At 56.3% G+C, this 24,436-nt stretch carries 31 protein-coding genes and 2 pseudogenes; 3 read left to right on the top strand and 30 right to left on the bottom strand.

Annotated features, from left to right (window positions below; translation table 11 throughout):
• Position 1: 1 nt before the first annotated feature.
• The 15 genes from ACHZBS_RS09110 to ACHZBS_RS09040 all read right to left on the bottom strand — a co-directional run bounded on the left by ACHZBS_RS09110 (position 2) and on the right by ACHZBS_RS09040 (position 12,267).
• Positions 2 to 634, bottom strand: a complete 633-nt coding sequence (locus ACHZBS_RS09110) for a hypothetical protein (protein WP_319406184.1) — start codon at positions 632 to 634, stop codon at positions 2 to 4.
• Positions 631 to 978: a hypothetical protein gene (locus ACHZBS_RS09105; RefSeq protein WP_319406183.1), complete on the bottom strand. Its 348-nt coding sequence runs from the start codon at positions 976 to 978 to the stop codon at positions 631 to 633. Before ACHZBS_RS09105 ends, ACHZBS_RS09110 begins: the two co-directional genes overlap by 4 nt.
• Entirely contained in the window at positions 975 to 3,647 is a 2,673-nt protein-coding gene (locus ACHZBS_RS09100; protein ID WP_319406182.1) for a phage tail tape measure protein, read from the bottom strand. Before ACHZBS_RS09100 ends, ACHZBS_RS09105 begins: the two co-directional genes overlap by 4 nt.
• Before the next feature lie 145 nt (positions 3,648 to 3,792).
• Positions 3,793 to 4,251: a hypothetical protein gene (locus tag ACHZBS_RS09095; protein ID WP_319406181.1), complete on the bottom strand. Its 459-nt coding sequence runs from the start codon at positions 4,249 to 4,251 to the stop codon at positions 3,793 to 3,795.
• Positions 4,251 to 5,279: a hypothetical protein gene (locus tag ACHZBS_RS09090; protein WP_319406180.1), complete on the bottom strand. Its 1,029-nt coding sequence runs from the start codon at positions 5,277 to 5,279 to the stop codon at positions 4,251 to 4,253. Before ACHZBS_RS09090 ends, ACHZBS_RS09095 begins: the two co-directional genes overlap by 1 nt.
• A 12-nt stretch (positions 5,280 to 5,291) precedes the next feature.
• On the bottom strand, positions 5,292 to 5,750 hold the full coding sequence (locus tag ACHZBS_RS09085) for a hypothetical protein (protein WP_319406179.1): 459 nt from the start codon (positions 5,748 to 5,750) through the stop codon (positions 5,292 to 5,294).
• Positions 5,750 to 6,325 (bottom strand): phage tail protein, encoded by a 576-nt coding sequence (locus ACHZBS_RS09080; protein ID WP_319406178.1) that lies wholly within the window; start codon positions 6,323 to 6,325, stop codon positions 5,750 to 5,752. The genes ACHZBS_RS09085 and ACHZBS_RS09080 overlap by 1 nt, the downstream gene beginning before the upstream one ends.
• A 2-nt stretch (positions 6,326 to 6,327) precedes the next feature.
• Positions 6,328 to 6,651 carry a hypothetical protein gene (locus ACHZBS_RS09075; protein ID WP_319406177.1) on the bottom strand — a complete coding sequence of 108 codons (324 nt, stop codon included), beginning with the start codon at positions 6,649 to 6,651 and terminating at the stop codon, positions 6,328 to 6,330.
• Between the two features lie 2 nt (positions 6,652 to 6,653).
• Positions 6,654 to 7,076 carry a hypothetical protein gene (locus ACHZBS_RS09070; RefSeq protein WP_319406176.1) on the bottom strand — a complete coding sequence of 141 codons (423 nt, stop codon included), beginning with the start codon at positions 7,074 to 7,076 and terminating at the stop codon, positions 6,654 to 6,656.
• A 42-nt stretch (positions 7,077 to 7,118) separates the two neighbouring features.
• Complete coding sequence (locus ACHZBS_RS09065) at positions 7,119 to 8,123, bottom strand: hypothetical protein (RefSeq protein WP_319406175.1); 1,005 nt, start codon at positions 8,121 to 8,123, stop codon at positions 7,119 to 7,121.
• A gap of 66 nt (positions 8,124 to 8,189) precedes the next feature.
• Complete coding sequence (locus tag ACHZBS_RS09060; RefSeq protein ID WP_319406174.1) at positions 8,190 to 8,552, bottom strand: DUF2190 family protein; 363 nt, start codon at positions 8,550 to 8,552, stop codon at positions 8,190 to 8,192.
• A 60-nt stretch (positions 8,553 to 8,612) separates the two neighbouring features.
• Entirely contained in the window at positions 8,613 to 10,010 is a 1,398-nt protein-coding gene (sppA, locus tag ACHZBS_RS09055; RefSeq protein ID WP_319406173.1) for a signal peptide peptidase SppA, read from the bottom strand.
• Positions 9,997 to 11,592 (bottom strand): phage portal protein, encoded by a 1,596-nt coding sequence (locus tag ACHZBS_RS09050; protein WP_319406172.1) that lies wholly within the window; start codon positions 11,590 to 11,592, stop codon positions 9,997 to 9,999. Before ACHZBS_RS09050 ends, sppA begins: the two co-directional genes overlap by 14 nt.
• A complete protein-coding gene (locus ACHZBS_RS09045; protein WP_319406171.1) occupies positions 11,592 to 11,804 on the bottom strand; it encodes a hypothetical protein in 213 nt (70 codons plus the stop codon). Before ACHZBS_RS09045 ends, ACHZBS_RS09050 begins: the two co-directional genes overlap by 1 nt.
• Positions 11,805 to 12,060: 256 nt before the next feature.
• Positions 12,061 to 12,267 carry a hypothetical protein gene (locus ACHZBS_RS09040; protein ID WP_319406170.1) on the bottom strand — a complete coding sequence of 69 codons (207 nt, stop codon included), beginning with the start codon at positions 12,265 to 12,267 and terminating at the stop codon, positions 12,061 to 12,063.
• A gap of 187 nt (positions 12,268 to 12,454) precedes the next feature.
• Between ACHZBS_RS09040 and ACHZBS_RS09035 the strand changes: the two are divergent.
• The 3 genes and pseudogenes from ACHZBS_RS09035 to ACHZBS_RS09025 all read left to right on the top strand — a co-directional run.
• Positions 12,455 to 12,640 (top strand): annotated as a pseudogene (locus tag ACHZBS_RS09035) (transposase); the annotation flags it as partial.
• A 36-nt stretch (positions 12,641 to 12,676) separates the two neighbouring features.
• Positions 12,677 to 12,967, top strand: a complete 291-nt coding sequence (locus ACHZBS_RS09030) for an IS1595 family transposase (RefSeq protein ID WP_394708035.1) — start codon at positions 12,677 to 12,679, stop codon at positions 12,965 to 12,967.
• A gap of 15 nt (positions 12,968 to 12,982) precedes the next feature.
• The gene (locus ACHZBS_RS09025) at positions 12,983 to 13,429 is read left to right on the top strand and encodes a transposase (protein WP_394707972.1); all 447 of its coding nucleotides are present in this window, start codon (positions 12,983 to 12,985) and stop codon (positions 13,427 to 13,429) included.
• On the opposite strand, the gene ACHZBS_RS09020 is transcribed toward ACHZBS_RS09025, so the two are convergent.
• The 15 genes and pseudogenes from ACHZBS_RS09020 to ACHZBS_RS08950 all read right to left on the bottom strand — a co-directional run.
• Positions 13,320 to 13,964: a hypothetical protein gene (locus ACHZBS_RS09020; protein ID WP_319406169.1), complete on the bottom strand. Its 645-nt coding sequence runs from the start codon at positions 13,962 to 13,964 to the stop codon at positions 13,320 to 13,322. The two genes, ACHZBS_RS09025 and ACHZBS_RS09020, sit on opposite strands and share 110 nt — an antisense overlap.
• 448 nt (positions 13,965 to 14,412) lie before the next feature.
• The gene (locus ACHZBS_RS09015) at positions 14,413 to 15,048 is read right to left on the bottom strand and encodes an Eco29kI family restriction endonuclease (RefSeq protein WP_319406168.1); all 636 of its coding nucleotides are present in this window, start codon (positions 15,046 to 15,048) and stop codon (positions 14,413 to 14,415) included.
• Positions 15,045 to 16,268 carry a DNA cytosine methyltransferase gene (locus ACHZBS_RS09010; protein WP_319406167.1) on the bottom strand — a complete coding sequence of 408 codons (1,224 nt, stop codon included), beginning with the start codon at positions 16,266 to 16,268 and terminating at the stop codon, positions 15,045 to 15,047. Before ACHZBS_RS09010 ends, ACHZBS_RS09015 begins: the two co-directional genes overlap by 4 nt.
• Position 16,269: 1 nt before the next feature.
• Positions 16,270 to 16,767, bottom strand: a complete 498-nt coding sequence (locus tag ACHZBS_RS09005) for a very short patch repair endonuclease (RefSeq protein ID WP_319406166.1) — start codon at positions 16,765 to 16,767, stop codon at positions 16,270 to 16,272.
• 290 nt (positions 16,768 to 17,057) lie between these two features.
• Positions 17,058 to 17,273 (bottom strand): hypothetical protein, encoded by a 216-nt coding sequence (locus tag ACHZBS_RS09000; protein ID WP_319406165.1) that lies wholly within the window; start codon positions 17,271 to 17,273, stop codon positions 17,058 to 17,060.
• Positions 17,274 to 17,283: 10 nt separating this feature from the next.
• The gene (locus tag ACHZBS_RS08995; protein ID WP_319406164.1) at positions 17,284 to 19,302 is read right to left on the bottom strand and encodes a terminase gpA endonuclease subunit; all 2,019 of its coding nucleotides are present in this window, start codon (positions 19,300 to 19,302) and stop codon (positions 17,284 to 17,286) included.
• Between the two features lie 27 nt (positions 19,303 to 19,329).
• Complete coding sequence (locus ACHZBS_RS08990) at positions 19,330 to 20,235, bottom strand: DNA cytosine methyltransferase (RefSeq protein WP_319406163.1); 906 nt, start codon at positions 20,233 to 20,235, stop codon at positions 19,330 to 19,332.
• A 22-nt stretch (positions 20,236 to 20,257) separates the two neighbouring features.
• The gene (locus ACHZBS_RS08985; protein WP_319406162.1) at positions 20,258 to 20,569 is read right to left on the bottom strand and encodes a hypothetical protein; all 312 of its coding nucleotides are present in this window, start codon (positions 20,567 to 20,569) and stop codon (positions 20,258 to 20,260) included.
• 18 nt (positions 20,570 to 20,587) lie between these two features.
• On the bottom strand, positions 20,588 to 20,809 hold the full coding sequence (locus ACHZBS_RS08980) for an SEC-C metal-binding domain-containing protein (RefSeq protein WP_319406161.1): 222 nt from the start codon (positions 20,807 to 20,809) through the stop codon (positions 20,588 to 20,590).
• 23 nt (positions 20,810 to 20,832) lie between these two features.
• Positions 20,833 to 21,006 (bottom strand): hypothetical protein, encoded by a 174-nt coding sequence (locus ACHZBS_RS08975; protein ID WP_319406160.1) that lies wholly within the window; start codon positions 21,004 to 21,006, stop codon positions 20,833 to 20,835.
• Positions 21,003 to 21,467: a helix-turn-helix domain-containing protein gene (locus ACHZBS_RS08970; protein ID WP_319406159.1), complete on the bottom strand. Its 465-nt coding sequence runs from the start codon at positions 21,465 to 21,467 to the stop codon at positions 21,003 to 21,005. Before ACHZBS_RS08970 ends, ACHZBS_RS08975 begins: the two co-directional genes overlap by 4 nt.
• 25 nt (positions 21,468 to 21,492) lie before the next feature.
• The gene (locus ACHZBS_RS08965; protein WP_319406158.1) at positions 21,493 to 22,485 is read right to left on the bottom strand and encodes a hypothetical protein; all 993 of its coding nucleotides are present in this window, start codon (positions 22,483 to 22,485) and stop codon (positions 21,493 to 21,495) included.
• Between the two features lie 9 nt (positions 22,486 to 22,494).
• Positions 22,495 to 22,938, bottom strand: coding sequence for a hypothetical protein (locus ACHZBS_RS08960; protein WP_319406157.1), 444 nt, complete (start codon positions 22,936 to 22,938; stop codon positions 22,495 to 22,497).
• A gap of 26 nt (positions 22,939 to 22,964) precedes the next feature.
• Positions 22,965 to 24,137 (bottom strand): toprim domain-containing protein, encoded by a 1,173-nt coding sequence (locus tag ACHZBS_RS08955; protein WP_319406156.1) that lies wholly within the window; start codon positions 24,135 to 24,137, stop codon positions 22,965 to 22,967.
• Positions 24,138 to 24,200: 63 nt separating this feature from the next.
• Positions 24,201 to 24,389, bottom strand: a pseudogene (locus ACHZBS_RS08950) (primase-helicase zinc-binding domain-containing protein); the annotation flags it as partial.
• Between the last annotated feature and the right edge of the window lie 47 nt (positions 24,390 to 24,436).

Here is a 24,436-nt window from a genome sequence, read left to right as displayed (position 1 = left end):
TTCAGACATCCGAACCGGAAATCGCGATATAGACCTTGATCACATCATCATCAGAGATGCCGGTGATCGATCCCTGGCTGAACTGCGCGATCGGACCCAGAACGCCTCCGCCGGCCACATCGCCTTTCGTGTTGAGCGACATCATCGCCGCCCCGAAAAGCGTCGGATCGACACCGGTCATCGTGAAGGTTGCCTTGGCCGCTGCATTCGACAAGCTTTGACCGGATACCCCGCCATCGGAATAGGCGGGCCTCGTCGGTTCGTCATACTCGATCGTCTCGGTAAACCCGGGCACGGCATAAGTATCGGTAGCCGCCGGGGTGTGGTCGTCGGTGAAAAGCGCCAGGTACCACTGGCTTGTCTGGGGGCCGCCGCTGAACCCCACATCCAGCAGATGGTCGATGCATTCGTTCGGAACAAGGTTGTCCTCGATGCGCTCGGCAAGGAGTTTGTTTCCCCGCCAATGCTCCACGCGCCACTTACTACTGAATCGTATTTTCTGATGAGAGTTGGTTTTCTCGCGCGGATTGTTTTTACTGAGTCTCTCGACAGTTTTTTGCATAAGGTCAAACATGATTTTTTGAAGGTGTTTAGTCAGGCCGTCACCATTGACTGTGATTATTGAGTCCGTCATGCCATTTTCTCCATGAATAAAAACGTTATGGTCGCTTTACCGTCGCGCCGCCACTTGAAACGGTAGACATACCCTTTGAAAACACCCTCCCAGAACGAGATGCGAAGCACGGTCGCATTTGCGAAAAGAGCCTTGAATTTTGCTCCCTCATCAGGCGTCATCCGGCATTCGACAACGAAATCCCGGTCGGTATCCGAGACCCCCAGGTGCGAGAACGCCGAACCGCCGTCCAAGGTTTTGTCCCGGCTGATCCGGGCCGTGTTCTCATATTCCCCGCTCACCTGGTAGTTTCGAAGGACCATCCGTCCGTCGATGTCCGCCGTCGTTTTGCTGAGAAAAATCATTTTCCACCCAATAGCAGGGAGTCGATTCCTTCCTGCGTGGCCCGGATCTGGATCGCCGCGAACAGTTCCCACATGATCATTTCAAGGTGCGGGGCGAGTCCGTCGCCGTTGACGGTGATCAAGGCACCCCCGCTTTTCAACCGCTCGGTCATGGCGTCCCGGTAAGCGACTTCGGAAAGCGTCATCTTCTCCTGGAGTTCCAGCGCCTTGTCTCTTCGTTCCTGCTCCGCATCGATCGCCCGCTCGATGTTGTATCGCTGCCCGGTGTTCTCGGTGTCGCCAAGCTGGGAAAAAAGGCCGCCGATCAGATCGCCGGTGTCGGTGAAGATCGTAGAAATGTTCTCCGCGATCGCCTTGACCCGCTCGGTGCCTGCCTCGATTTCGGCGATATCGACCTTGGCGCGCCATTCAAACGCGGACTGCACCGTTTCCGCCTGGGCCTTGATCTCGGCGATATGCAGGTCGTTTTCCAGTTCGAAGCGTTTGACCGCCGGAATTTCCTCTATCGCCTCCTTGGCTTTCTGGACTTGCGAAATATCCACGGGGACCGTGATGGTTTCCCAGGTGCCGGTCGATTCGCGGTAATATTCAAGCGTCTGGAGTTTGGAAACGGCTTCGGTGGTATCGATGTTGACGGTCTTTTTTTCCTCGACAAGGATCCCCAGCGCCCGCATTTGCTCGGTCAGCTCCGCCGTTGAATTCGTCGTCGCGTCGATCTGACTTTTCGCATCGATGAAATCCGCTTCCGCATCGACTGCAGCCGCCTTGCGATCCTCCATGATCGATTTCCATCGCTCCTGGATCTCGATCCATTGCTGCTCGTTCTCTGCCTGCTGGGCCTGGACGCCGATCAAGCCGGTGTGCTTGTCGATGAAACCCAGGACCGATTGCGCGGCGGCATCGACTTCGGGGACCAGTTTTCGCCAGACTGTACCCATAGCCAGGCCGGCGGCCCCGGCCGCCAACAGGGGGTTGGCCGCCACCGCCGCTTCAACCGCAGTGAAGGCAGCCGTGAGCCCGCCGGTTCCGATCAACGACTTGACCAGGGAAACGATTTGCCCGCCGGCGAGTACGTTCATCGCCAGACCGATGCCCTTGATCGCGCCCGTCACCTCGCCGATCGGACCGGTCACTCCGGACAAAACGGATCCGATCCCGGAAATGGATCCGAAGGTACTTTTGGTTTCATCATCCAGGTCGTTGAATTTCTCGATCAATCCGATGATTTCTTTGCCGACTTTAATAAAAATCCCTGCGATTCCATCCGAAAAACGAACCAGGCTTTCGAGGGTGTCGATAATTCCCTGGATGGCCTTTTCCAGGTCCTTCGGATCGTTGAAGTCGATTCCGTCGAAGAGGCTTCCGATCGTCTCCTTGATAGACTCCAGCGAATGAACGAAACCGGAATAGTCAACGCCTTCCAAGGCTTCGGGCAGGTTCCTGGCGATGGATCGCAGGCTTTCCGATACGCCATCGAGGAAACGGTTCAGCGCATCCAGGATCGGATCGAAGGCGCCGGTGCCGACGGATTTTTCGATGGCATTAAAAATACCCGTGAACCCGTCGATGACGCCGACGCCGGCCTGCTGGAATTCGTCTCCCATCGAGGATGACAGGTTTTTGAATCCCTGGATCAGCCGGTTGATGGCCACTTCCGGATCTTTCAGCCGTTCGGCAACCTCTTTGGATGCCGATCCGGCGGCATTCATCGCCACGGCCGTGATCTCGGTCGACTTGCCCAGGCCGTCGAAGACCTCGACCATTCGCGCACTCTGGTGGATCCCCACCAGCTGCTGGGTAACGAAAAGCTTCTGGTTCTGGTCGAGCGTCTGGAACGCCTTGCTCACATCCAGCAGAATGTCCTTGCCGGACCTTAACTCCCCGTTCGAGTCCCGCTGGGAAACCCCGATGGAGGCCAGTGCTTCCTGGACCGGCTTGGAGTCGTCCAGCAATCTGAGCAGGCCGGTTTTCAGCGCCACCGCCGCTTCGTCGCCGGACCGGAATACCTCGATCACCGGAGTGAGCAGGCCGGCCGTCTCTTCGAATGAAAAACCCATCGTCCGGGCGATCGGTGACAGGCCGGCCATGCCGATGCCCAGCTGCTCGATGTCCGTGGCGTAGCGGTTGGACACCTCGTTGAGGATGTCCAGCAAACGGCCGGCGTCGCTGGCCGGCGCCTTGAATCCTTTCAGGGTGGCGATCAGGATCTCGCTGGACTGCGAGGCCTCGACGCCGCCGGCGATGACCAGGTCCATGCCGGTTTTCGCCAGCTCCATTGACTCATTGACGGTGAATCCGGCCTGGACATAATTGGCGGTGGATTCAAGGATGGAGGCCGCCGATTCGCCATAGGCGCCCGAAAGGTCCTTGGCGGTGGTTTTGGCCACCGATAGCGCCTCGTCATTGTCTCCGACGACTTTTTTCAGTTCGGTGAATGCGGATTGAAGCTTGGAGGATTCGCTGAAGGCGAAGGCGAGACCGGAGGCGGCCATGGCGATAAGGACCGCATCCAGCTTGACCACCGCTGTGGTAAGGGAGGCGAAAGGAGCGGAAACGGATCCGACAGAGGCGTTGAGCTTGTCCAGGTCGCGGCCGACGCTGGTAATGGCCGTGCCGGTCCGGTTGGTTCCCTCGAAAAGGATTTCGATGGTGCGTTTAAGATCGGCCATTATTCCCGCCTGTTTTTATCATAATACCGCTCCCACAAAAGGAGCTCGATGTCGGTGAGGAAACCCTGGGGAAAAAGATCCGGAATAACTTCAAAGAGAAACCGCTGCCCGCCCAAACCCCTGGAACATAGCGCCAAGGCGCCTCTTACTCGCTCCTGGTTCCAGAGGCGTTCGATTCCCCCGGGTGCACCTGCCCGATCCCCGTTAATTCGAGGATCTTCGAGGTAACCGCATAGAAGGCTACCGGGCAGACGGCCGCCAGCTTGACGCAATCCTCCTGTTCAAGGTGAACGGAGACGACCCCGAACTCGCATAAGGCAATCCGGTAAACCAGGTCGCTGGGAACCTCCTTGTCGATCCCCAGGGCCTGCTGGATCCCCTGAACCTTATCGCTGATTTTATCGCTGAGGACGCCTTCGATAATCTCCTTGATCGATTTGTTCTGACTCACCCGATCGCGGGCCCTGGCGACCTCTTCTCCGGTAAGCCCCTGGACGATGAATTCAGCCTTTGCGGGATCATCGAAAAAAGCGGACAGTCCCGGAACCGGTACCGGGGCCGTCCGCCGCTCGAACTCGGCCGACTTGAATTTTTTGATATCCATTATGAGCTGAACTCCACAGACGGTTTTTCACAAGAAACCGTCACGTTGATTTTGTTCTGTTCGCCGGACGGGAAATCACGGGCGATCCCGACCATTCCCTGGCTCAACAGGTAGGGGGCCCGGTTGGCATCCGGGAACCACTTGACGGTCACGAACTCGTTTTTCTCGCGGATGATGGCGTCCGTGATCCCGTCGTTGGCAAACACCGTGAAAGTGACGTCGCCCACCGAGTCCGCTTTCATCGAACCGATCGCGCCGGACACGCCGGACCCCTCATACATGGTTTCGCTGGACTTGGTGACGCCGACCTCCGCCGCCTTGAAATCGGCGGTTTTGGGAAGGGTGGTCAGCGAGGGAGTGTAATATTTGATGTAGACCCGTTTCGGCGCAGGGCCAACATGGCTCAGCGGCAGCGCCTCATTGAACAGGACATGGGCGTTTTTCTTCGCCGCCACTTTCGCGAAAGATCCGTCGCCGATGTTGAAGATCTCGAACCCGGGGATATCGGCATATTCGGCATGGTTGCCGAAGTCCTGATAGATCTCATCAGCCGCAATCACTGCCGAACCCGTGGCGCTGAATCTCACCTGGCCGAGTTCGACCGAATCGACCGGGATCAGCGGGGGACCGCCGGCGGCTCCGCGGGTTTCGGAGAAACTGGTCGATTCCGTTCCCTCGACCTCATCGATGGTACCGGTTTCGTCCATCACCACGCTGCAGATCTTATGTGTTTGGGTAGATGGCCGTGTGAGCGCAAGGGCGGCTGCCGCGACCTGGTGGAGAACCCCCATGCTGAAGGCGGTGAATGCGGCAATGGTGACCGTGTCCGGCGTGGCATGCACGGACAACACCCGCTGGCCGGTGACGATGCCGTTGGGCCGGACATCCGGTTCGAATCCGGATTTTCCGGAAAACACGCCGCCGGCAGCGGTGAAAACCTGGTGGTCGCCGCTGTCCGCCATCACCGCAAAATCGACGAGCGTGCGGCTTAGTTCGATCTGGATCTTTCCTCTCTGTGAAGATGCCATGGTGAAAATCTCCTATGTGGTGGTTAAATTATACGGATCCCCGATATCGGTCTCATACTTAACGTTGATGACGATTCCGGCAGTCAATGTCCGCTGGCCCATCTGATCCGGATATTCAAGTATCCCCCCGCCGGCGTATTCCAGGTCTTCGGCGTCGGCCGGTAATGAACTCAACGCGGCGGTAATCAGCTCCCCGAGGACCGCCTCGCCCAGCTCGCTCGGGTTGTTCTCGCCAAAGGATATCAGGCAGCTGATGTCCACCGGCATGGTGCAAAGCGTGCTGCCATAACGCGATCGCTCCGCCTCCTCGACACCCGGCATAACCGTTATCACCGGGAGGGGATCCACATCCGGATCGAACAGTTCCTGCCCCCTGAAAACTTCCGGTGCAGGAATGGCAACATACGAGCCATAGCTTTCCAGCGTGGCGACGATATGCTTGATGATTTTTTCGCGCAGCGTGTCCGCCATCAGGCGACCCCCTTTAAAAGCACATCGATCTCGTGGGCAAAATTCTTGTTAAGACGCTCATCGGCCGATTTTTGCAGTTTGGCCCAGTTGGGTCCGGTGTTGTAAACCACCTCCGGGTGCGGACCATACAGCGTCTCGATCGGATATCGTGGAACGCGCCGGCCGTTGACGGTGGCCCGGCGCATGGCCAGCAGTTTGCCGGACTTGGGGCTTTTGTTGAGAAAACCATGCCTGATGGCTTTCCGGCCGGTTGATTTTTTAACGTCGACCGACAACCCGGTATTAGTCTGGCGGGTACCCACAAAATCGGTCAGATGGACGCCCGGACCGACCGACACCGCCTTTGCAGTCAGCCGGCTGACATATGCCTTATGGATGCTGATCCGCTTTCTGACCGCCGCCGCCTTGAAGTTGTAATCCTCCCGGGCCAGGCTGACCATGTCGGTCCTGACGCCGGCGACGGACTTGTTCAGCGCCCTGGCAAAGGCCCTGGGAAAACCGTTCTCGATGCCGATCAACGCGCGTTTGGCATCGTTCAGGTCGGATTCGGATAACTTTACCTGAGCAAACCCCATGGCTACGCCTCGACAACCACTGCTTTGCCTTCAAATTCGGTCCAGGATCCCGGGTAATGGGCCATCGAGACCACCGTGTAAACCGTCGATCCAACAGCGAAGGTCTCGCCGCGTCTGACCTTGCGGTCGATATGCGCGCGCTGGTAGCTGACAATCGTCTGTTGTTCGGCAACCTGGATTGTGCCGCCTGGCTGCCAGTCGCTGTTGGTGTCGACAATGACGGTGCAAGCGACATCGTCTCCCATAGACGGAGAAAAAACAGCCGGGCTTCCTGTCAGTTTATAGACCTTGGATATGGCCATCCTGGAGGCATCGGCAAAAGTCATGGCTATTCCTTGAACGATCTATGAATCAGGGCCCGGCGGTCACGCTGGGCCTGCACGGCGGCCGCCAGCTCGGCCTTGTTCATGCGGCTTTCGCCGGTAAGTTCCGGGTAGGTCCTGGCCTCGGCCAGCAGGTCCTCCTTGAGCATGTCGGCCACCGGCTTGAGTTCGGTAGGAGGAACAATCTTCGGTGGTGCGGATTCCGAATCTGACTGCAGGCCTGGATCCGGAAGGGTGCGTCCGATCAGGTTGCGACAGGCCAGAACCAGGTGGTAGCGGCCCTGGTTGCGGAAGGTGCGCCGGCGCTTGCCGGTGGCCAGCTCGCGCACGTCCTCCAGTTTTGCCTCGGTGAAGGCTTTGAATCCGCCGGCCTCCAGAACGGAGATGGCGGCTTTTTCCTCGTCGGTCAGCAATTCGTTGAAATTCATGGCTCACCTTGTTGGTGGGAGCGCGGCGGCCCGCGCTCCTGATTATGGATGCGTGGTGATGTTGGAGAACAGGTACTGGCAGGCGGCGGCGATGTTGCTTACCACTGCGCCGGTGTCGTTCTTGCTCTGGATGAACGCTTCGTCGACATGGTGGCGCACACGGAAGATGTCGGAGCGGATCTTCTCCTCGCGATAGGACTCCACGATGGGATTCTGGGGCGAGTCGGCCGTCCAGAGGAAGGTGCGGCCCACACCCGGCTGGGAGATGTCCGGACCGCTGGAAATCTTTACCAGCTGGGCGTATTCGTTGTTCCAGAGATCGGCCACATTGGCGTCCATTCCCTTACCGGCACTGTTGAAGACGGCGCCGCCCACCAGGACGCGAGGCAGGTTGAACGCCCCGGCCAACTGGGCCGCACTCATCTTGGCGATGTCGAGTCCCTGGAAGGTGAATTTGATACGATCCACGAGCTGGTCGCAGTTCTTGAGGTTCTGGAAGGTGGAGTAGGCGATGATCAGCGCGTCGGGCAGCATTCCGCACTGGAGTCGAAAGGCAGCGATACCGGCGGCGACATCATCAAGAGGGGTGGCAGCGGCGGCATCGTCCCACTCGTTGGTAACCGGGTGAGGGATAAAATTGGTTTCGTTGAACATCTTCTGGGCGATACGTTTCTCCTGGGACCGCAAAATTTTCTTGTAGGCCCGCTGGGTGGCCATCATCTCGGCCATGCCCTGTTCTTCCTGGTCGAACAGCTCGCGCTCGGTATCGTCCAGGGGTTCCTCGACGCCCTTCTCCGCGGTCTGGAACTGGCCGCGTTCGTAATCCCAATCGTCGCGCTGATATTTGCCCCGCGGCGCCCGATCGGCATCGGGTGCGGACAGCAAAGCCTCTTTGGGGATCACCGGATAGGTGGCGCCGTTGACAGAGGTTCGGAAAACCGGCATGACTTCCAGGCCGATAAATCCCATGGTATCGCCTTCCACCATCTCCATGACCGACATGCCCAAATCCGGCCGGTAGACAGCGCTGCTTCCTTTTGGTCTCATGATATTTTCTCCCTATGCTTGCAAATGTTGGTTGGGTTTCAGCGGCCCGAACGGCCGGGGTTCAGGTTAAACCGGCAGACACTCGATGTGTTCGTTGGACGCGCCGGCCGCCTGCATGGACGTAAACTGGGCACTGCCGCTGGTGGTGTCGGATACTTTGCCCTCCGCCGCACCGAAAAGGGCGGTACCTCTGGCGATGGCCGTGCCGATGGCACACTCGACCTCGAACGTGCCTGAGTCGTTTTTCAGTTTGACGGCCACAGGTTCGCCATCGGCTACGGCGTACTCTGTGACGCCGATGTAGGCCTCACCGGCCCCGGCGTGGACCACTTCGGGCGGATCGCTGGTGGTGCCGGATTCAATTTTCACCCGCCGCTTGGCTTCCAGGGCTTCGCCGGCCTTAAACGTCTTGGGGCTTTCAGTGAACATGGGGTTTCTCCTTTGCTGTGCTAAATGTTGATTTAAAACCGCACACCTGCCGGCGGCGGATTAGTTGACGCTTTCCAGATAGGCGGCATGGGCCTTGGGGTGGGCCCGCATGACGAGGCGCATGGCCTCGGTCTTGGTGCACTTTTTCCTGTCCATGGTTTCTTCCACCAGGACCAGAAAACCCTTGTTGCCCTGATCGATATCACTTCCGGCACCCCCCGGATTTTGAGCACCGGCCTGCTGGATGGCTGCAAGAGTGGCGTCCTTGGCCGCATCAATGGCCTTTTGTTCTTCGCTGACCACCGGTTCCGGACGGATGGCCTTGTACTGCTCGACCGTCACGTTGGTCTTGATGATCTCCTCGAACTTGCCGGCTGATTCCTCGCCGAAGTGGATCCTGGCCAGCCCGAGGATCCGGTCGCGTTCACCTGCAGTGGCCTCACCGATGATCACGACGGTGTCCACACTGTCTGCCCCCTGCTGCCGGATCTGGGCGCACAGGTCGGGAAACAGCGCCGCCAGATCGCCGGCGGTTTCGGGAGCAACGGTTCCTTGATTTCCGTTTTTCATGGAAAACTCCTTTCCAGGAGCGGCCGCTCCTGTAGAACGTGATTGGAAGTAAATTTGCCCGGGCGCTGCAGGAATCAATTCCACGGCAGCGGTCAGGGCGTCGTCAAAAGTTCCGGTGGCATCGGCCAGGCCCGCGTCCACGGCCTGCTGGCCGATGAAAACCCGACCATCGGCCATGTCGACCAGGACGGTGTCGGTGGAGACCCCGCGATTTCTTGCCACGGTATCGATAAACAGGCTGTAAATCTGGTCGAGTTCGGCCTGGATGACGGCGCGGGCGTCATCGCTCAGTGGTTCGGCGTTGTTGCCGATCGCCTTGTACTTGCCGGCGGCGATGACAGTGACCCTGACCCCCAGGTTGGCATCGTATTTCGACCAGTCGTTGTGCATATAGAGAACCCCGATGCTGCCCACCTGGGCGGTGCGCTCAACGATGACCTTGTCGGCGGCGCTGCCGATCCAGTAGGCCGCCGAGGCCATCATGCCGTTGGCGAAAGCCACCACCGGTTTTTTCTCCCGGACCGAATAGATCAGGTCCGAAAAGGCATCGGTGCCGCTCACCTGGCCGCCAGGCGAGTCCATGTCCAGGAGGATGGCCTCCACGTCCTTGTCGTCGACGGCGGCGGTCAGGACCTGGTTCAACACGGACAGCGGCGTGCCGCCGTAGAGATATGACCAGATGGATCCGCGTTTGAAGATGGTGCCGTTGACCGGGATGATGGCCACTCCGTCGCGCAGCATGAAGTCGAACGCCTCTTCCGGATCTTCCTTGAACTTCACAGAAAGGGACGCGACAGTATCAGGGTTGGGCATGCGACTGAGCATGTCCTCCATGGCGCCGGCGCGGATGCCCCATATGGAACCCCGGCTGAAATCACTGATCGGCATTGGTCTGCCCTCCTTGGGGTTTCTCGACGGCCGGCGGTTTCGCATCGGCTGCGGGAACCAGGCCCCGCTCCTCTTCCATCTCCCGCTCCTCGTCCAGGGTGTCGATGTTGGATTCGAAGTCGCCGCCGCCGTGCTCGTAAGTGATGACCGATTTGGTCTTGAGGTTATTTTTGTTGAGCAGGATATCGGCCTGGGCGGCCTTGACCGGCTCGATGTCGCCCTTGGGCGTGCCGCGCCACAGGGCCCGGGTGTAGTGGTGAAGCTGGCGGTAGAAGCCCGGAGCCATGAAGCGCCGGCGCAGGCAGGCCTCCTCCTGGAGCATCCGCCACACCGGAGAACACAGACCGTCGGCATGCCACTGACGTTCCATGGTGTAGACCCGCCAGGCATCGAGCATGGCTGCCCGAAAACCTGCGAAGTTGACGCCCTCGACATCCTTGAACAGCACCGGGTAGGGAATGCCCACGGCCATGGAAACCATCTTTTTCATCACTTTGGTGAAGGGCTCGAAGGTGACGCCCGGACGGTTGGCCGATAGCAGGTGAGGCTTTTCACTAGGGTTGCCATAGAGGATGCGGCCCGGCCAGGTCTCCTCGTAGTGGGTTTTTTTGACTTTACCGTCGGTAGTGGTGGTGGTCTCGCTGTCGGTTCTAAAACTGTCGGCCAGGTCCCAGGGGTCGCCGGTATGATCCTCGATGAAGTAAGTCAGGGCGGCGGTAACTACGTTGGAAACCAGCTCGGCGTCGAGTAGGTCGTTGAAGTCGCGCAGCAGCTTGACCGCCGGAGTGAGGGCCGGAAAACCTCGCACGGCGTCCGGGTCCTTGACCACGAAGCGGTGGATCATGTTCCAGCGGTGGCCGATGCGGGCGGGGATGCGCATGAAATTGGCGGAGGTGTCCGGAGTCATGAGCATTCCCGGCATGCTTTTTTTGACCCAAAATGCCTCCGGCTGACCATAGGCGCCCAGTTCCACGCCGTCGCGGATGCGGCCGTCGCTGACCAGGTCCACCGGAGTTTTGACGCGCAGCGGGTTGATCACCAACAGGGCCAGAGAGAAGGGGCGTGCCGGGTCGTCCAGCATGAGGCAGAGCACGAAATACTCACCGAAGCGGATCATGTGATTTTTGGTCTGGTACTGGATCTGGCCGAAGTTCATGCGCTCGCCGGCGTCGGCCCAGGGGCTCCACTCATCGTAGGCGAAACGTTGGGCCCGCTGGATCTCCCGGGCATGGTCCTTATCGATGTCCAGCAACTTCCAATCCAGCGACGGATGCGGATTCAAGCCGGCGCCGATGACCGTTGCGGCGAAACTGTCGACCACGCCGGCGGCGTTGGGGTCGTTCTGGGAAAGGTCGATACAGCGCTTGACGATTTCCTGGCGGTCAAAGGCTTCCTGGTCGCGGGAGAGCAGACGCTCGGGGATCCAGTTTTTCATTGATCCGGTGCGCTTGGCGGCCAGGCGGCGGATCCCGTACTCGGCGGAAGGGGTAAGCGGTCGGTTGTCCGCACCGTATAAAAGTGGTTTGCCGGCCATGGCGGCCATATTACCAAGCATCTGCTGGAATAGTGCCAGGCGGTTCATCAGCCGCGCCTCATCAGGCCGATGTTCTGACGGCTTCCGGTGCCCTGCTCGCGGCGGTAGCGGGCAAGCAGGGTTTTTTCACGTCGTTCCAAGGCTGGCAGGTCGGCCATACGCCAGGTCTTGCCGTCACGGCTGACTTCCTGGCCATCCATTACCTGGCTGATGGCAACCTGGACTTCTTCGAGTTGCTCCAGGGTGGTTTTAACGGCCATTCAACGAACCCCCCTACATGGTGTGGTTGAAGGTTTTTCGCACACCATAGCATGGGGTTTTTTTAAAAAAGGCCTAAATGGGGTCTAAATGGATGGTTAATTGTATATTAATTGGGTATTAATTGGGGTTGACAGCGGTTGTGGGCTCGGGGTTGGAGGGTGGGAAAATGGCCTCTCAAGGGGGATCCGGAATCTTGTTTTCTTTTATCAATCCATCGTATGATTTTTTTTAAATAAAACATCTCATAATATATGATTATTTACAGGACAGCCAATTTTTAAAAAAAGAAAAATCTTTTATGCTACCATCATTATTTAATAAATTTAAAAATACACCATCTCCCTTTCCAACTTGCCAGATTGCTTGAGCAGTATTTTTCTTGTCTGAAATACCGCTTTCTTTTATATAATCAATAAATTTTTCTTTTCCTGGCCCAAATTTATTTGCGACATAAGCAACCAAATATATATCAATACAATTTGCGCCAAAGTTTGATGGGTCATTATTTAAAATGTGGTTTCTTATTATTTCCTTACAATATTCAATTTTAGAATTCCGGTTCTCTATGAAACTCCAGTAAACCTGTTGTGACCGTATCTGTCACACGGCTGCGTTATGATGGCCTCACAACCAACAAAAGGAGGCCACCATGACAAACTTTTCCATTACTGAGGACTTTCCAAGATCCGAGATCGAATTTGATCAACGGTTTTCAAATCCGGATGCCTGTTACGAGTATCTGTTCCAACAAAAGTGGCCCAACGGCTTTGTGTGTAGAAAATGCGGCCACAACCGGTATTGGCTGAGTTCGCGGAACCTATATATTTGCACCCAGTGCGAACACCAGCATTCGTTAACGTCCGGTACGATTATGGATAGCTCTAAAAGCCCGATCACCTACTGGTTCAAAGCCATGTGGTGGTTTACTACCCGCAAATCCGGTGTCAATGCGGTAAATCTCAAAGAACTGTTGGGCTTTGGCAGCTATGGAACCGCCTGGACATGGCTTCAAAAACTCCGGCGATGTACGATCCGCCACGAGCGGGAAAAGCTGTCTGGACGCGTCGAGGTCGATGAGTTCTTCATCGGCGGTCAACGTACCGGCAAGCGAGGCCGTGGGGCCGAAGGCAAAACCATCGTAGCGGTTGCCGTCGAGCGCTGAGACCTCGAAAAGCGAATGGGTCGCATTCGCCTGCATGTCGCCCTGGATTGTTCAGGTTTTTCTTTGGAAACCTTTATTCTCGACAATATTGAGCCCGGCTCAACCATTGCCACGGATGACTGGCAAAGCTACAACATCATTGATAAAGAACAGTTCCGTCGCGAAACGACCAACCAAAGCAAGAGCAAGAACTACGATAAGCTATACGGCGCTCACTTGGTGACGACCTTGATCAAGCGATTGATCAGAGGAACGTATCAGGGTCGATTCGAACCGAAATACCTTCAAAACTACCTGGATGAGTATGTCTTTCGATTCAATCGCCGCAAATCAAAGAAAATTGGCAAAAAGTTCATGCGCATCGTTCAGCAAGCGCTAAAGACGCCCCGGATAACCTGGCCGGAGATTCCTTGGGATCTGGACCCGCTGTCCGAGTATTTTGCGACAACTGGAGCATCATAGAGAACCGCATTTTAGAATTAAATAACTTTTTCTGTATTTCATCAATTCGGTAAGCCTTATAGCTTATTTTTTCCCATGGTTTCAACAGAGAAGTATTTCCCTTCGCACTTTTCAGTTTGTCTAACATATTGTTTAAATTGCATACTGTCGGTATGATTTTCTCTCGAATATTTCGGCCTTTCAGATTATCTGGCAGATCAATCTTTATTACTCCTTCAAACCCTTTTGGCTGCGGATTTCCATAATCAAGCCAATTATAATTAAAAACGTCCGCCTGATTTTTTGCAATATCAGATGCTTTTGTTCCAGTTAATTTAGAATCTGGAAGTCCAGAGTCTGTTTGTACTACAAGAACGGTCAATAGAGGCAAATTGTTAAGGATACAAAACGCGTTAATTGGCTCCAATAAATGTTCAAGACCTGCAGTTGGCACACCAATTAGTTTTGATAGAAGATCAAAAGTCAACGATTGTCTGTTCTTTGCGACCCAAGCAAGAATACTCCAAATTTGACAAGCTCTTTCAGATATGGTCATAAACCCTCCAAGATTTTGTTTGGGTTTTTTTCGATGAATGCACAACATAATCGTTCAGTTCGAGTTTGTTTATACGTTTTGTGCTCCTGATAATTAATCAAGGGTCGAAAATAGATGTCGATGATTTCTTGGGAAGGATAGACTTTCGGATAGAATTATGTCAAGAAATTAATCGGTTATCTGTTTTTCGATGTTCATTTTTGGCGACCGAATAGTACGCATTTTTTCAGGCCCTATATTAAGGATAATGAATTTTGCGCTCATAACCAACATTCGATCGTGTATCACTCTGGTGGCCAACAATTAGGTTCGCAATGTAATCTTCAAACAAAAGCTGGTATTATCTGCAAAGATTTGGGGTAAGGGGGGATTTTCAGAGGACCGCCTCCGTAGACTTCTATTATCACATCAGATTTTAAGGACAACACGAGGGGTTTAAGGGTGAAGTCTAAATTGACGAGTCATCTGGTGGTGGATTGTTGCTTAGGTACTCACGGACTTCACCAATTATCTGATCCGCTGTCTCTTCCCGTGGCCGGCACTTTTCGGCCCAAGGACGCCCTGGATGTAAAACATCCCATCGCGGTCGTAAACCAGCATGACGCCCCTTTCCTGGGTTGTGATTACCGAACCCATCAACCAATTTGTTCCACAATGGATTGAACCTGGCTATCAATAAAGCCTCACCTAAAGGAATCCAAATATCGTCTACAATTAGGTATCTGCAACTGAAGTCACTTAAATCAAGGTTGTCAGCTTGGATGATGCTGTTTGCGTGTTGTTTTAAGCGGTCATGAAGAACTTTGCCAGGGTTTGCATTTAAGTCTCCCCCTTTTCGTGTTCCTTTTGGAACAGCTTTCCCAATGTAAATCGGTGCGCCAAAACGGTCATTCACATTGCATTCTGAGATTATGTCATAAGCTACAAAGTCGCCAGAATAGTAAATGGCGTATAATCCAGCACCAATGAATTGTTTCAGTTCAGCCATTGGTCTTACAGGCTGGCGTAACATAGCCCGCCCAACACTTGAACCCAGGTGAACCTTGTCAAGGGGATTGAAAGGAAGGATCTTCTTCTCCGTCATGCCACGTTCCTTTTGTTGGCAAGAAGAAGTCCATTTAATCCCGATAAGGAGAGGCATTCAGCTACCGAAGCCGCAACACAACGGCTCAAGGAGACGGGAACTGCATTACCGAGTTGCCGCATTGTTTCAGTCCATGAGCCGTGAAAAATGTATCCATCAGGGAAGGTTTGGAGTCGTGCCGACTCTCTAACACTGAAATAGCGTACTTTGCCATTTTCAAGAACCATCATATTTTCGCCACCAGGAACACCGTGGTCGCCAGCCTTTAACGTCTTTGCTGGTAAATCAAGTGGACTTCCTGTGTGCCCCTTGTAGACTTTTGCCCCTTCCTGGAAATCATGGTTCAGGAACTCTTTAGCTTTTTGCTTTCGGGGGTCTGGCAGGCTCTCCAAGGCGTCTCTCACCGTTTTCCACGGTTTTTTATTTGGTATTTGCGATGTGTCTGCCTGGAGTCTTTTTATCCTGCCTTTCAATGACTGTGGCACATCAGGTCGGCGGCGTTTGGGTACACGGTGGCGTTCCCAGTAGTCTTCTGTGACCCATTGAGAGTGTAGTAAGGCGTCCAGGTTATGCGTGGGTTTTGGAAATGACCATTCAATGCCCAGGTCGTTGCGGAAACCTACGATGAAAACCCTTTCACGTTTTTGAGGAATACCATAGTCGGCGGCATTTACCAGGGTTGGCACCACATTGTAAGTAAGTCCTGAATTATGTGCCCTGCCAGAGGTCTTTTCGCTTTGCAATCTTTTGAAATGGTCCATCCAGCTTTCAACCTTTTCACGGACCACTTCTGGAAACTCTAACTGAAGAAGAATGTACTGGTAGTAATTGGCAAAGCTTGACCGAGTTAGGCCTTTTACATTTTCGATAATAAAAGATTTAGGGTGCAACTTACGAACAACATCGACTGTTGCGGGGAACATGTCACGTTTATCGCCGAATGCTTTGTGTTTACCCGCCATTGAAAATGGTTGACATGGCGGACCTCCTGCAATCAAGTCCACTTCGTCCTCAATGGACGACCAGTCAAAGGTCCTAACGTCATCCTCTCTTAGTTGCCAGTCCTGAACAATGGGATAACCCCGGGTTTGATTTTCTCGGATTGTATCGCAGGCCCAACTGTCCCATTCCACAACAGCTAAAGACTCAAAACCGGCCAATGAGACTCCCATGGCGAGTCCACCAGCACCAGCGAATAGCTCAATTGATTTCATGGCCATCTTATGCGTTTTCCTTATCAAGGAATTTTTTTAGAATGCTCGATACTTTAACGGTGTCACCCAACTGGCACTCCCAGACGACATGGATATTCCACCCCAGTGCTCTCAGCTTCTCATGATTCCGTAGATCACGTTCCCTGTTGGCTTCAAGCTTTTCGCTCCAGAACTTGACCCTTGATTTAGGCATCCTTGCAAGTTTGCAGCCTTTATGATTGTGCCAGAAACAACCGTGTACGAATATCACCTTTTTCCTCGATTTGAACACTAAATCAGGCTTTCCTGGCATCTTACCATGTAGCCTGTAGCGATAGCCCATTCCATAAACGAGCCTTCTAACAATCATTTCGGGTTTGGTGTCCTTGCACCTGACCCTACTCATGATTTGGCTTCGTTTTTCAGGGGTAACAGTGTCCATATCAATCAAGAGGTTTGCATATAAACCTATACCAAACGTGTTGTGGTTAGTAAAGTCATTATGCCCAACATAGTGTGGTTTCAACGTGTTAAAGTCTTCTTTCCGCTAAAATATTGGCAATACAACAGATTATGATCTCCAGCTTATTTCGGAACAACCATTTTCGGGGCATCGGAATCCTTCATACGGTCTCTTGTATGCCCACAAAGGTATTCAAATGCCAAATCTTTCATCAATGTGTCCGTCAGTTCAAACCCGATAGCATCCCCGATAATCGAATCGCTTATGGAATGCATCATATACGTTACAAAACAACATAGGGGGGCTCCATGCAATTCTGGGCCCGGAGCATAGCCTGTTTAACAGCGTATTTTTCATATTTTTTCATCTCCCTTGCGGTGTTTGGCGTGAGATATTGACATGCGGTAAAAATACTCATCGATGGCACGCTTGCTGGAATACCAGCGGCCGTTGAACAGGAAGGCGGGCAGGCCGGCCTGGATAAAAATTTTAACGGTCTGCCCGGATTGGACCCCGCTAAAATCAGATATCTCATCAAGTCCGATCAGGATTTCCTCACTACGCTTCAACCAGTCTTTCCTATCGCCGATCCAGCCAGTCGGGCCGAGCGGGCCGCTGGCTGTTGTGGATCCAGGTTTCCGGTGGGGTCTTGGCCGCTTCCGTTGGTGCTTTGGCAGGCTCACGGATCAGGTGGATCCCGCCGCCGGGCCACTCCGGATCCGCACAGCACTGGCAAATACCCTCGCAGTCCAGCAGATGGTTTTCGCCGCGCGTATGCACCCAGGTTTCGCGGCCCTTTTCGTCCACCTGTTTCTCCTCGCTTTCGATCACCTGGCGGACCCAGTCCTCGCCGGTGTCCTTGTGCAGCCAGGCGGCGTTCGACGCACCATCCAAAGCCTGATGGATGCGGTAATGGACCATATCCTTGACCTGGTCGGTGTCCAGCTGGATGACCTGCAGGCCGCCGGGGATGGGCTTGCCCGAGGGTGTCTTATCCAGCGGCTTGCCCACATGCACCTTGCCGGCCAGGACCCGGGAGGCGCCCTTGGTGCCCCAGACCCGGCAGCCCCGGCCGCGGCCGTTCTTGCGCAGCCACATATAGGCCTCCTCCGTCATGCTGATGCCCCGGCCGGTGTCGGTCCCGCCGGTGTCCAGCCCGGCGCGGAAGATGCGCATCCTGACGGAAGAATCCCGGACCGGGTACCAGGTATCGAACAGCAGGGTCTCCACATCCTCCCAAGTGGCCAGGTTGCCGTAGTGGACCAGCCACGAGGTATAATCCCTGGCCCAGGCGCGCACCACGAACCAGAATCCGTATTTCTGCATGTCGATGCCGGCGGTCAGCGCCACGGCAGCGGCCGGCACGGTCTGGGGCGGCAGGTCGGTGCAGACCTTGAGCAGCACGTCGGACACCTGCGAGGAGACCACGCGCTGCTTCCAGGGCAGGGCCTCGTGGGCGTTGCGGAAATCCTTTTTCTTCTGGAAATCGGTCAGCCCCTTGAGAAAGGCGGCGCCCACCTCGCTCAGGCTGACGAAAAAGGAGAGCCAGCTGGGAATGTGGAAGGCGATCTTGGCAGGCCGGAAATTCTTCAGGTAGGCATGCACCTCCAGGCCGACGGTAACGCGGTCTCCGGTGGGTCTGGAGCGCCACTGGCCCCAGCGCACAGCGATGTCGCGCATGGCATCGTCCCAGCTTCCGGCGCAGTGGTTGCACTCGTACCAGGCCAGCAGGTTGGTCTCGATGGTTTCCGGGTTGCGCTCGTCCGCCGGCCATTTGATATGCTCGAAATCCATGAGCAGGTAGCGGCCGCACAGGGGACACTTGACCCAGTAGTCGAAAATCACCTGGGCCTCGGTGGTCATTGCCAGCCAGATGTAGCCGGTCTCGACCGTGGGCGTGGAGATCTTCCACTTCTTGCAGACCGTGCTGTAGGTCTTGCAGCGCTTTTCCCCCAGGCTGATCGGATCCGATTCGCGCTTGCCGGTGCTGGCCGGGTATTTGTCGGTCTCGTCGAAAACCAGGTGCTTGATGGGCTTGTTGGCCAGGCGCGACGCGGAAGTGGCCCAGCCCAGGTAGATCGGCATATGCTTGAGGCTGATGCGCATCTGGGCGGTATCGTCCCGGGCCCCGGTCTTGTATGAGCGCAGGCGCGGGCTGGAGTCGATCATTGGCGCGATACGGTCCCTGGAATTTTCCTTGGCGGTGAGTTCGTCCGGATAGACGTAAAGCACCGGGCCCGGATCGCGGTCGATGGCCCAGCCCACGAAGTTGTGGACCGCCTCGGATCCGCCCACCTGGGGCGCCTTGCAGACAATGATCGCGCGCACGGAAGGAAAGGCCGCGGCGTCCATGATGTCGGTGAGGTAGGCCGTGATCTCGTTTTTCCACAGGCCTGGCAGCCGGGACATGGTGACCACCCGGTGGCGCTCGCTCCAGACGCTGGGCTTGATCGGCTTGGGAGTGCGCAGGACTTTCTTCTCGGACCGGCTCAGGGTGAAGTCGTAGACGACGGCGCCGGCCTCGCGGATCCGGGCAGCAATCGCCAGCGGGATCCAGGCGGGCATCTTTGCGCGGATTTCTCTGGTGGAGTTTTTCATTTTTTAATCCCTTCTAACGCACGGTAGTTAAGTGGCTTTATAAGCCATAATAAACTCAGCCGCTAATTGAGGCACGATGGCGTTTCCAGCCCCGCGCAGCGCCCCCACTCGATTGGGTATCCCATCATCCAGAGGGAAAAGAAGGGGTTCAATTTCAAGGATGTTTTCTGCATCCCTTGAAGCAATAATTCCGTCTGGTCTTCCAGTTTTCTCATGCCACCGCCCGATGTGTTCCTTTCGCAAGAACCTCCGGATGGTTGTTTCGGTGTCTGCCACCCTGCCAGGCACCCGCCGCCACTTTCCATCGGCGCAGGGAATGAGGATGGAGTGCTGCCAATGAGATGCACCGCCCTGCCCAACTGGTCGAATCTGTTCCGTTCCTCTGTGCAATTCCATGTGCCCGGGTTGGTAACATCCTTCCAATCCCTGCTGCTGGCTGTCGGCCATCCAAAACAGCCGTTGCCTGATGTGCGGAGCGCCGATGCCCGCAGCGCACAGATCGGCGGCCCCGACTGCATATCCCATTGCTTCCAGGTCAGTTCGTACTCCGGAGAGCCAATCCCTTCCATCCTTTGACGCAACCTGCTCGCCAAAGACAGTTGAAGGTCGGTGCTGGGCGATGAGCCACCGAAAAGCTGGCCAAAGGTGACGTTCATCGTCAAGCCCTCCACCCTTTCCGGCAACACTGAATGGCTGGCATGGGCAGCTTCCTGTCCAGACGGGTCTGTCGTCGGGCCAACCAGCCAACCTGAGTGCGTAAGGCCATCCGCCAATGCCTGCGAAAAAGTGACATTGGACAAATCCGTCGAGGTCTGCCGGTTCAATATCTGTGATGCTGCGTTCATCGACTTCGCCATTGGGAATCATCCCCTCTTTGATCAATTCGCGCAGCCAGTTCGCCGCGAATTTTTCATTGTCGTTGTAGTAATTCACAAACGTGCTAACTCCCCAGGGCTTATGAATACCGATCCTCGGCCCATTCATTCCAGTCAAAATCGCACTCATTGTCACCGCCATATCCGCGTACCATGCAGTTTTCGAATACCTCGCCGCATTTGGGGCACACGGGCTCTTTGACAACGATTTTAGTCCCGGGCGGGTAGTCCTTCGGATCGAAAACAAGCGGCTGGCGGGTGGTATCGTCCTGCTTGTCGCCTGCGACATAGCCGTTCCACATCGGGATGTGCTCATCGAAGTCCTTGCCGCCGTAAACGTCCGGCTTCATCTCAAACCATTCGGTTTCGACCAACTCGATATCATTGCCCATTTTTCTGACTCCCTGGTCTTATTTGTATTTTTTCCAGCAGCACTTTTTAAACGATCTGCCGCTGGCGCAGGGGCACGACATGCCGGCCAGAAGCGCTTTCCGACGCCGCCTGGACAGCGGCTTCAATTCCCCGGCTTTCTCTTCCGTCAGCGGGACAAATCTCCTGCCGGTCTTTTTTTCGAACTCGCGCCTTGCTTCTTCACTTTCGAAACGATGAATTTCTCCGGTTCTTGGATCCATTCCGACTCCTTTCGTTTTTTGTCTCAAGCGGCTTTGATTTGGTTATGTGCCATGCGCGCTTTCATCTTCCGGACCCTGCGCTTGAATGCCCAGTAGCGCTTGCCGTAGATCCGGAAATTCAATCTGACGCCGATGCCGCCGAACACCGGCATCGCAGGATCGAATTCAATCAATGCCGCGCCGAAATAAAATTTCAAAGTGCATCCCCAATACGGTTTTCGATACATAAGCTCTCCCCCGGCGATAGTTGCCGTGGCTGATAGGGTTTATCGACGGCTGCAAACTGCCGGGCGATTTCGATCATCGCCCTGTCGCCCCGGACCCTGCCGATGGCGTGCAGCACCGCCGAATGGCTCCGCCCGAAAATCGATCCGATCCTTTCCAGTTTCTCGCCGGTGGTTTTCCTGGCCACATACATGGCGATATACCGGGCCTTGACGACATCCTGCCTGCGCGACCGGTGCTGAATGAACTTGTGCGATATTCCCAGGTGCGAAAAGATATCCTTTGCGATGGCTTCGACGTGGCCGCTTGCCGGTACCGGTTTATGGTTTTCAATGATCCGGTCGCACATGAACGCAACCGGCAGAACCCAGTCCCATCCCCTCGATTCATAAAACTCGATAAGATTCTTGATGTCTTCGGGTTCGGGAACCATCGCAGTCAAAATACCTCAAGCCGATCTATTCCGGTGCAACCCCCGGCGATGGATCATCGATGACGATCACATGGTAGCGGGTCGTGTTGGCGTACTCGGTCAGGCTCGCATCGAGTTCGGCCAGCAGGTTGCGCCGCAGCTGGTCCGCATTCATCTGGCTCAACTCGGTGGCCCGGGTGGTGAACCGGTGGGCCAGGTGACTTTTCAGGGCGATGGCCCGGCTGACCAGCTCCATGTCCACGTCGGCGCGGGGGATGTGCAGGCCTTTGTCTTTTTCGAAATTGAACTGGTCCTTGCGCTTTTTGATCTCCAGGTTGTCGATCACCAATTGCTTTTCGCGCCGGAGCAGCATCTTGATGTCGTCGTCCTGGTCCTCGATCGCATCGCCCTGGATCAGGCCCGCGCCCGGGTGCTGCACGTAGCGCATCAGGGCCCCTTCGGAGATCTTCCCGTCCGGGTTGAGGTGGCACAAGCCGGAACCCACATCCTTGTAGAATTTGCTTTTCTGAACCTTGTATCCCTTGGCCTGCAGGTGGCGCAGGGCCTCGGCGCGGTTTTTGAAGAGGCGGCCCTGTTCATCACCACCGGCGGCCAGGGCGAGCAGGCGCTTGGCCTTGTCGAAGGCGGCCAGGTTGGCGGCCGACGGATCATCCAGGACCCGCCGCTTGGCATCGTTTTTGGCCATGAGCAGGAACTGCAGGTCCGTGTCCGCATCGGCATGGATCCGGCGCTTGAGTTCCAGGGGATCCTTGCCCGGGAGGCATTGCCCGTCTTCGCTCGCGTGCCCGGCGCCGTCCCCGGCGGCTGCATCCCCGCCAGGCCGCCCCTCGATCTCCTCCACCATCTCGGTCAGGGCTTTCTCGGAGGCCTGCCAGTCCCGCAGCCTGGACGCCGTGCTGTCCTGGTTGTAGGCCTTGAGGGTGGAGACCGTGGCGTTGTAAAGAGTCGTCAATCGGGCCTTGTCGCTGTCGCCGACGGTCTTTAAAAGCGTGTCGATCCGGTTGCGGTCGATGTTCATCAACTATTCCTAAACCAGCTTGGGGATCTCGGGCAGTTCCAGGGGGGCAAGCTCCGCGCCCCAGTCCTGCGTTATTTCAAAGCCCACGGAGCTTTTGTATTCGGTCTTCTCCAGCTCGTGGAACGTGTGGGGAACGTTCATCTTCTTCGCGAGTATGAGCTCGTTGGCCGTTCCCTTGCTCCTGCCGTCATGGATGAAGATTGCCCGGTCGCCGTCGTTGAGCACATCCAGGGACCGGTGCTCGAACGCCCCGCGCAGGTACTTGAAGTTGAGAAAGTGCAGCTTGAGCGGGATCGCCTTTTCCTTGCACAGGTCCCGAGCCACCCGGCACACCCCCTCGGGCTCGGCATGGGTGACGATCTCGGTGATCCCGTACGTTTCGATCTCCTCCATGAGAAGAATTTTAACTCGTTCGTCGTTGAGCGTGCGGCTGCCGTGCACGGATAGTTTCATCCATCGCCTCCCTTCCCCGGACTTTGTCAAAAACGGATTTGTCCACATACCCGGATCCCGTCCCAGAAATTCGCATAGCCGATCCGGCCGGACGGGTGATCGTCGATGTACTTGAAATTTTCCGGCACCTGGAACACCAGGAACGAAAACCGCCGCGACATCTCCGGGTTGCGGGAAGCCCAGCCGGGATCCTCGGCGATGCGCGTCCGCTTCGGATCGTGGTCGATGGCCAGCGGATGCTTGCGCAGAAGCTCGGCCAGTTCAGCCAGCTCCGGCCAGACATCGGTACCGGCATCAGGCTGAGGACCGGAAACCGGCTCCGGTGCGGCACTCTCCACGCCAGGCGGTTTATCAGGCGCCCCCCCTGCTTTCCGGTTCAGTCCAGGAGGTGGTCCTACGGTCCACAAGGGCGGTAGCCCGGCCAGGATCCACTCGCGGATGGGCACCCCGGCTTTATAGGCGTCCCCGGGATCCTTGCCCGCCGGTACCGGCCAGCGCCGGGACTGGGAAAACTGCGTCGACCACCAGGTGCGGGCCTGGGCCCCGGCCTTGTCGAAATCCAGGGCGTTGAGGATGCAGGCCGACGCCTGCAGCTGCTCGAAGGCCGGGCCGTCCGGCTTGGTGGAGCTGGATCCCATGGCCGCGGCGCCGCACAGGTCGCCGGCCTCCTGGAAACACAGCCAGGCGTCCAGCTCCGCCTCGACTATGACGAATGCCGGCATCTTTCCAGGAAGGCACAGGCTGCCGGTGTCGGACCCGGGCATGACGTAGTAGCGCAAGGTGAAGTTTTCGGTGAGGTCGGCGTCCGGCCGGCGGATCCGGATCCGGCGGACATCGCCTTCAGGAGGCCAGGGGATCACCAGCCCCCGGGGGATCCATAGGCGCTTTTTCCTGCCGTCTTTCTCCTCGCTGGCCAGGCCCCAGGCCTCCCGCGCCCGGAAGCGGCAGTTTTTGCCATTCTCGCCGGACAGCCATCCCAGCCGGGCCAGGCGGACGGTGTCGACAGTGATGCCGCGGCCGGCCAGCCAGGCCAGCTTTTCATCGTCGGACAGCAGCCGGTCGTGGGCGTCGGCAGCCAGCCGGTTGGCTTTCTCCACCCAGGCCTCGGCCGGCGCTGCGGTCGCCCGCGGCGTGAATGCCCGGGCAGGGGTGGCGGTCGACCGGGGGACCGGCCGGCGGGGGCCGTGCAGGTGATCCATCTCGACCTCCAGCTGCCGGCAGGCCTCCCGGAACGTGCGGCCCTCGAAGTCGATCAGGAACTGGATGTTGTCGCCGGTTTTGCCGCATCCCCGACACCAGTAGCTGCCCTTGCTGCCGTTCTGCTCCGGCCAGACGTGGAACCGGTCGTCGCCGCCGCACCCGGGGCACGGGCTGTGATACTCGCCCCCCTTGTGGCCGGAGGCCCGGGCGGGGGAGATCCCGGACGACGAAAGCAGATCCAGCACGTTCATGGTTTTTCTCCTTTCAGGACCTACCAGGACAAAACAGGATATTTAGT

The organism is uncultured Desulfosarcina sp. (assembly GCF_963664155.2).
GTDB lineage: Bacteria > Desulfobacterota > Desulfobacteria > Desulfobacterales > Desulfosarcinaceae > Desulfosarcina.
The sequence above is the reverse complement of the archived record's forward strand: the minus strand, read 5'-3'. Positions and strand labels throughout refer to the sequence as shown.

Bases quoted from the DNA above. Each gene is read 5' to 3' on its own strand.
- ACHZBS_RS09100 (WP_319406182.1), bottom strand. From the start codon at position 3,647: ATGGCCGATCTTAAACGCACCATCGAAATCCTTTTCGAGGGAACCAAC.
- ACHZBS_RS09095 (WP_319406181.1), bottom strand. From the start codon at position 4,251: ATGGATATCAAAAAATTCAAGTCGGCCGAGTTCGAGCGGCGGACGGCC.
- ACHZBS_RS08985 (WP_319406162.1), bottom strand. From the start codon at position 20,569: ATGGGCAATGATATCGAGTTGGTCGAAACCGAATGGTTTGAGATGAAG.
- ACHZBS_RS08955 (WP_319406156.1), bottom strand. From the start codon at position 24,137: ATGGATCACCTGCACGGCCCCCGCCGGCCGGTCCCCCGGTCGACCGCC.
- ACHZBS_RS09025 (WP_394707972.1), top strand. From the start codon at position 12,983: ATGGGTCGCATTCGCCTGCATGTCGCCCTGGATTGTTCAGGTTTTTCT.
- ACHZBS_RS09070 (WP_319406176.1), bottom strand. From the start codon at position 7,076: ATGAATTTCAACGAATTGCTGACCGACGAGGAAAAAGCCGCCATCTCC.
- ACHZBS_RS09060 (WP_319406174.1), bottom strand. From the start codon at position 8,552: ATGTTCACTGAAAGCCCCAAGACGTTTAAGGCCGGCGAAGCCCTGGAA.
- ACHZBS_RS09030 (WP_394708035.1), top strand. From the start codon at position 12,677: ATGGATAGCTCTAAAAGCCCGATCACCTACTGGTTCAAAGCCATGTGG.
- ACHZBS_RS09080 (WP_319406178.1), bottom strand. From the start codon at position 6,325: ATGGGGTTTGCTCAGGTAAAGTTATCCGAATCCGACCTGAACGATGCC.
- ACHZBS_RS08970 (WP_319406159.1), bottom strand. From the start codon at position 21,467: ATGGTTCCCGAACCCGAAGACATCAAGAATCTTATCGAGTTTTATGAA.
- ACHZBS_RS09020 (WP_319406169.1), bottom strand. From the start codon at position 13,964: ATGACCATATCTGAAAGAGCTTGTCAAATTTGGAGTATTCTTGCTTGG.
- ACHZBS_RS09010 (WP_319406167.1), bottom strand. From the start codon at position 16,268: ATGGCCATGAAATCAATTGAGCTATTCGCTGGTGCTGGTGGACTCGCC.
- ACHZBS_RS09085 (WP_319406179.1), bottom strand. From the start codon at position 5,750: ATGGCGGACACGCTGCGCGAAAAAATCATCAAGCATATCGTCGCCACG.
- ACHZBS_RS09075 (WP_319406177.1), bottom strand. From the start codon at position 6,651: ATGACTTTTGCCGATGCCTCCAGGATGGCCATATCCAAGGTCTATAAA.
- ACHZBS_RS08960 (WP_319406157.1), bottom strand. From the start codon at position 22,938: ATGAAACTATCCGTGCACGGCAGCCGCACGCTCAACGACGAACGAGTT.
- ACHZBS_RS09045 (WP_319406171.1), bottom strand. From the start codon at position 11,804: ATGGCCGTTAAAACCACCCTGGAGCAACTCGAAGAAGTCCAGGTTGCC.
- ACHZBS_RS08965 (WP_319406158.1), bottom strand. From the start codon at position 22,485: ATGAACATCGACCGCAACCGGATCGACACGCTTTTAAAGACCGTCGGC.
- ACHZBS_RS09015 (WP_319406168.1), bottom strand. From the start codon at position 15,048: ATGACGGAGAAGAAGATCCTTCCTTTCAATCCCCTTGACAAGGTTCAC.
- sppA (WP_319406173.1), bottom strand. From the start codon at position 10,010: ATGCCGATCAGTGATTTCAGCCGGGGTTCCATATGGGGCATCCGCGCC.
- ACHZBS_RS08995 (WP_319406164.1), bottom strand. From the start codon at position 19,302: ATGAAAAACTCCACCAGAGAAATCCGCGCAAAGATGCCCGCCTGGATC.
- ACHZBS_RS09105 (WP_319406183.1), bottom strand. From the start codon at position 978: ATGATTTTTCTCAGCAAAACGACGGCGGACATCGACGGACGGATGGTC.
- ACHZBS_RS09110 (WP_319406184.1), bottom strand. From the start codon at position 634: ATGACGGACTCAATAATCACAGTCAATGGTGACGGCCTGACTAAACAC.
- ACHZBS_RS09065 (WP_319406175.1), bottom strand. From the start codon at position 8,123: ATGAGACCAAAAGGAAGCAGCGCTGTCTACCGGCCGGATTTGGGCATG.
- ACHZBS_RS08980 (WP_319406161.1), bottom strand. From the start codon at position 20,809: ATGGATCCAAGAACCGGAGAAATTCATCGTTTCGAAAGTGAAGAAGCA.
- ACHZBS_RS09050 (WP_319406172.1), bottom strand. From the start codon at position 11,592: ATGAACCGCCTGGCACTATTCCAGCAGATGCTTGGTAATATGGCCGCC.
- ACHZBS_RS09090 (WP_319406180.1), bottom strand. From the start codon at position 5,279: ATGGCATCTTCACAGAGAGGAAAGATCCAGATCGAACTAAGCCGCACG.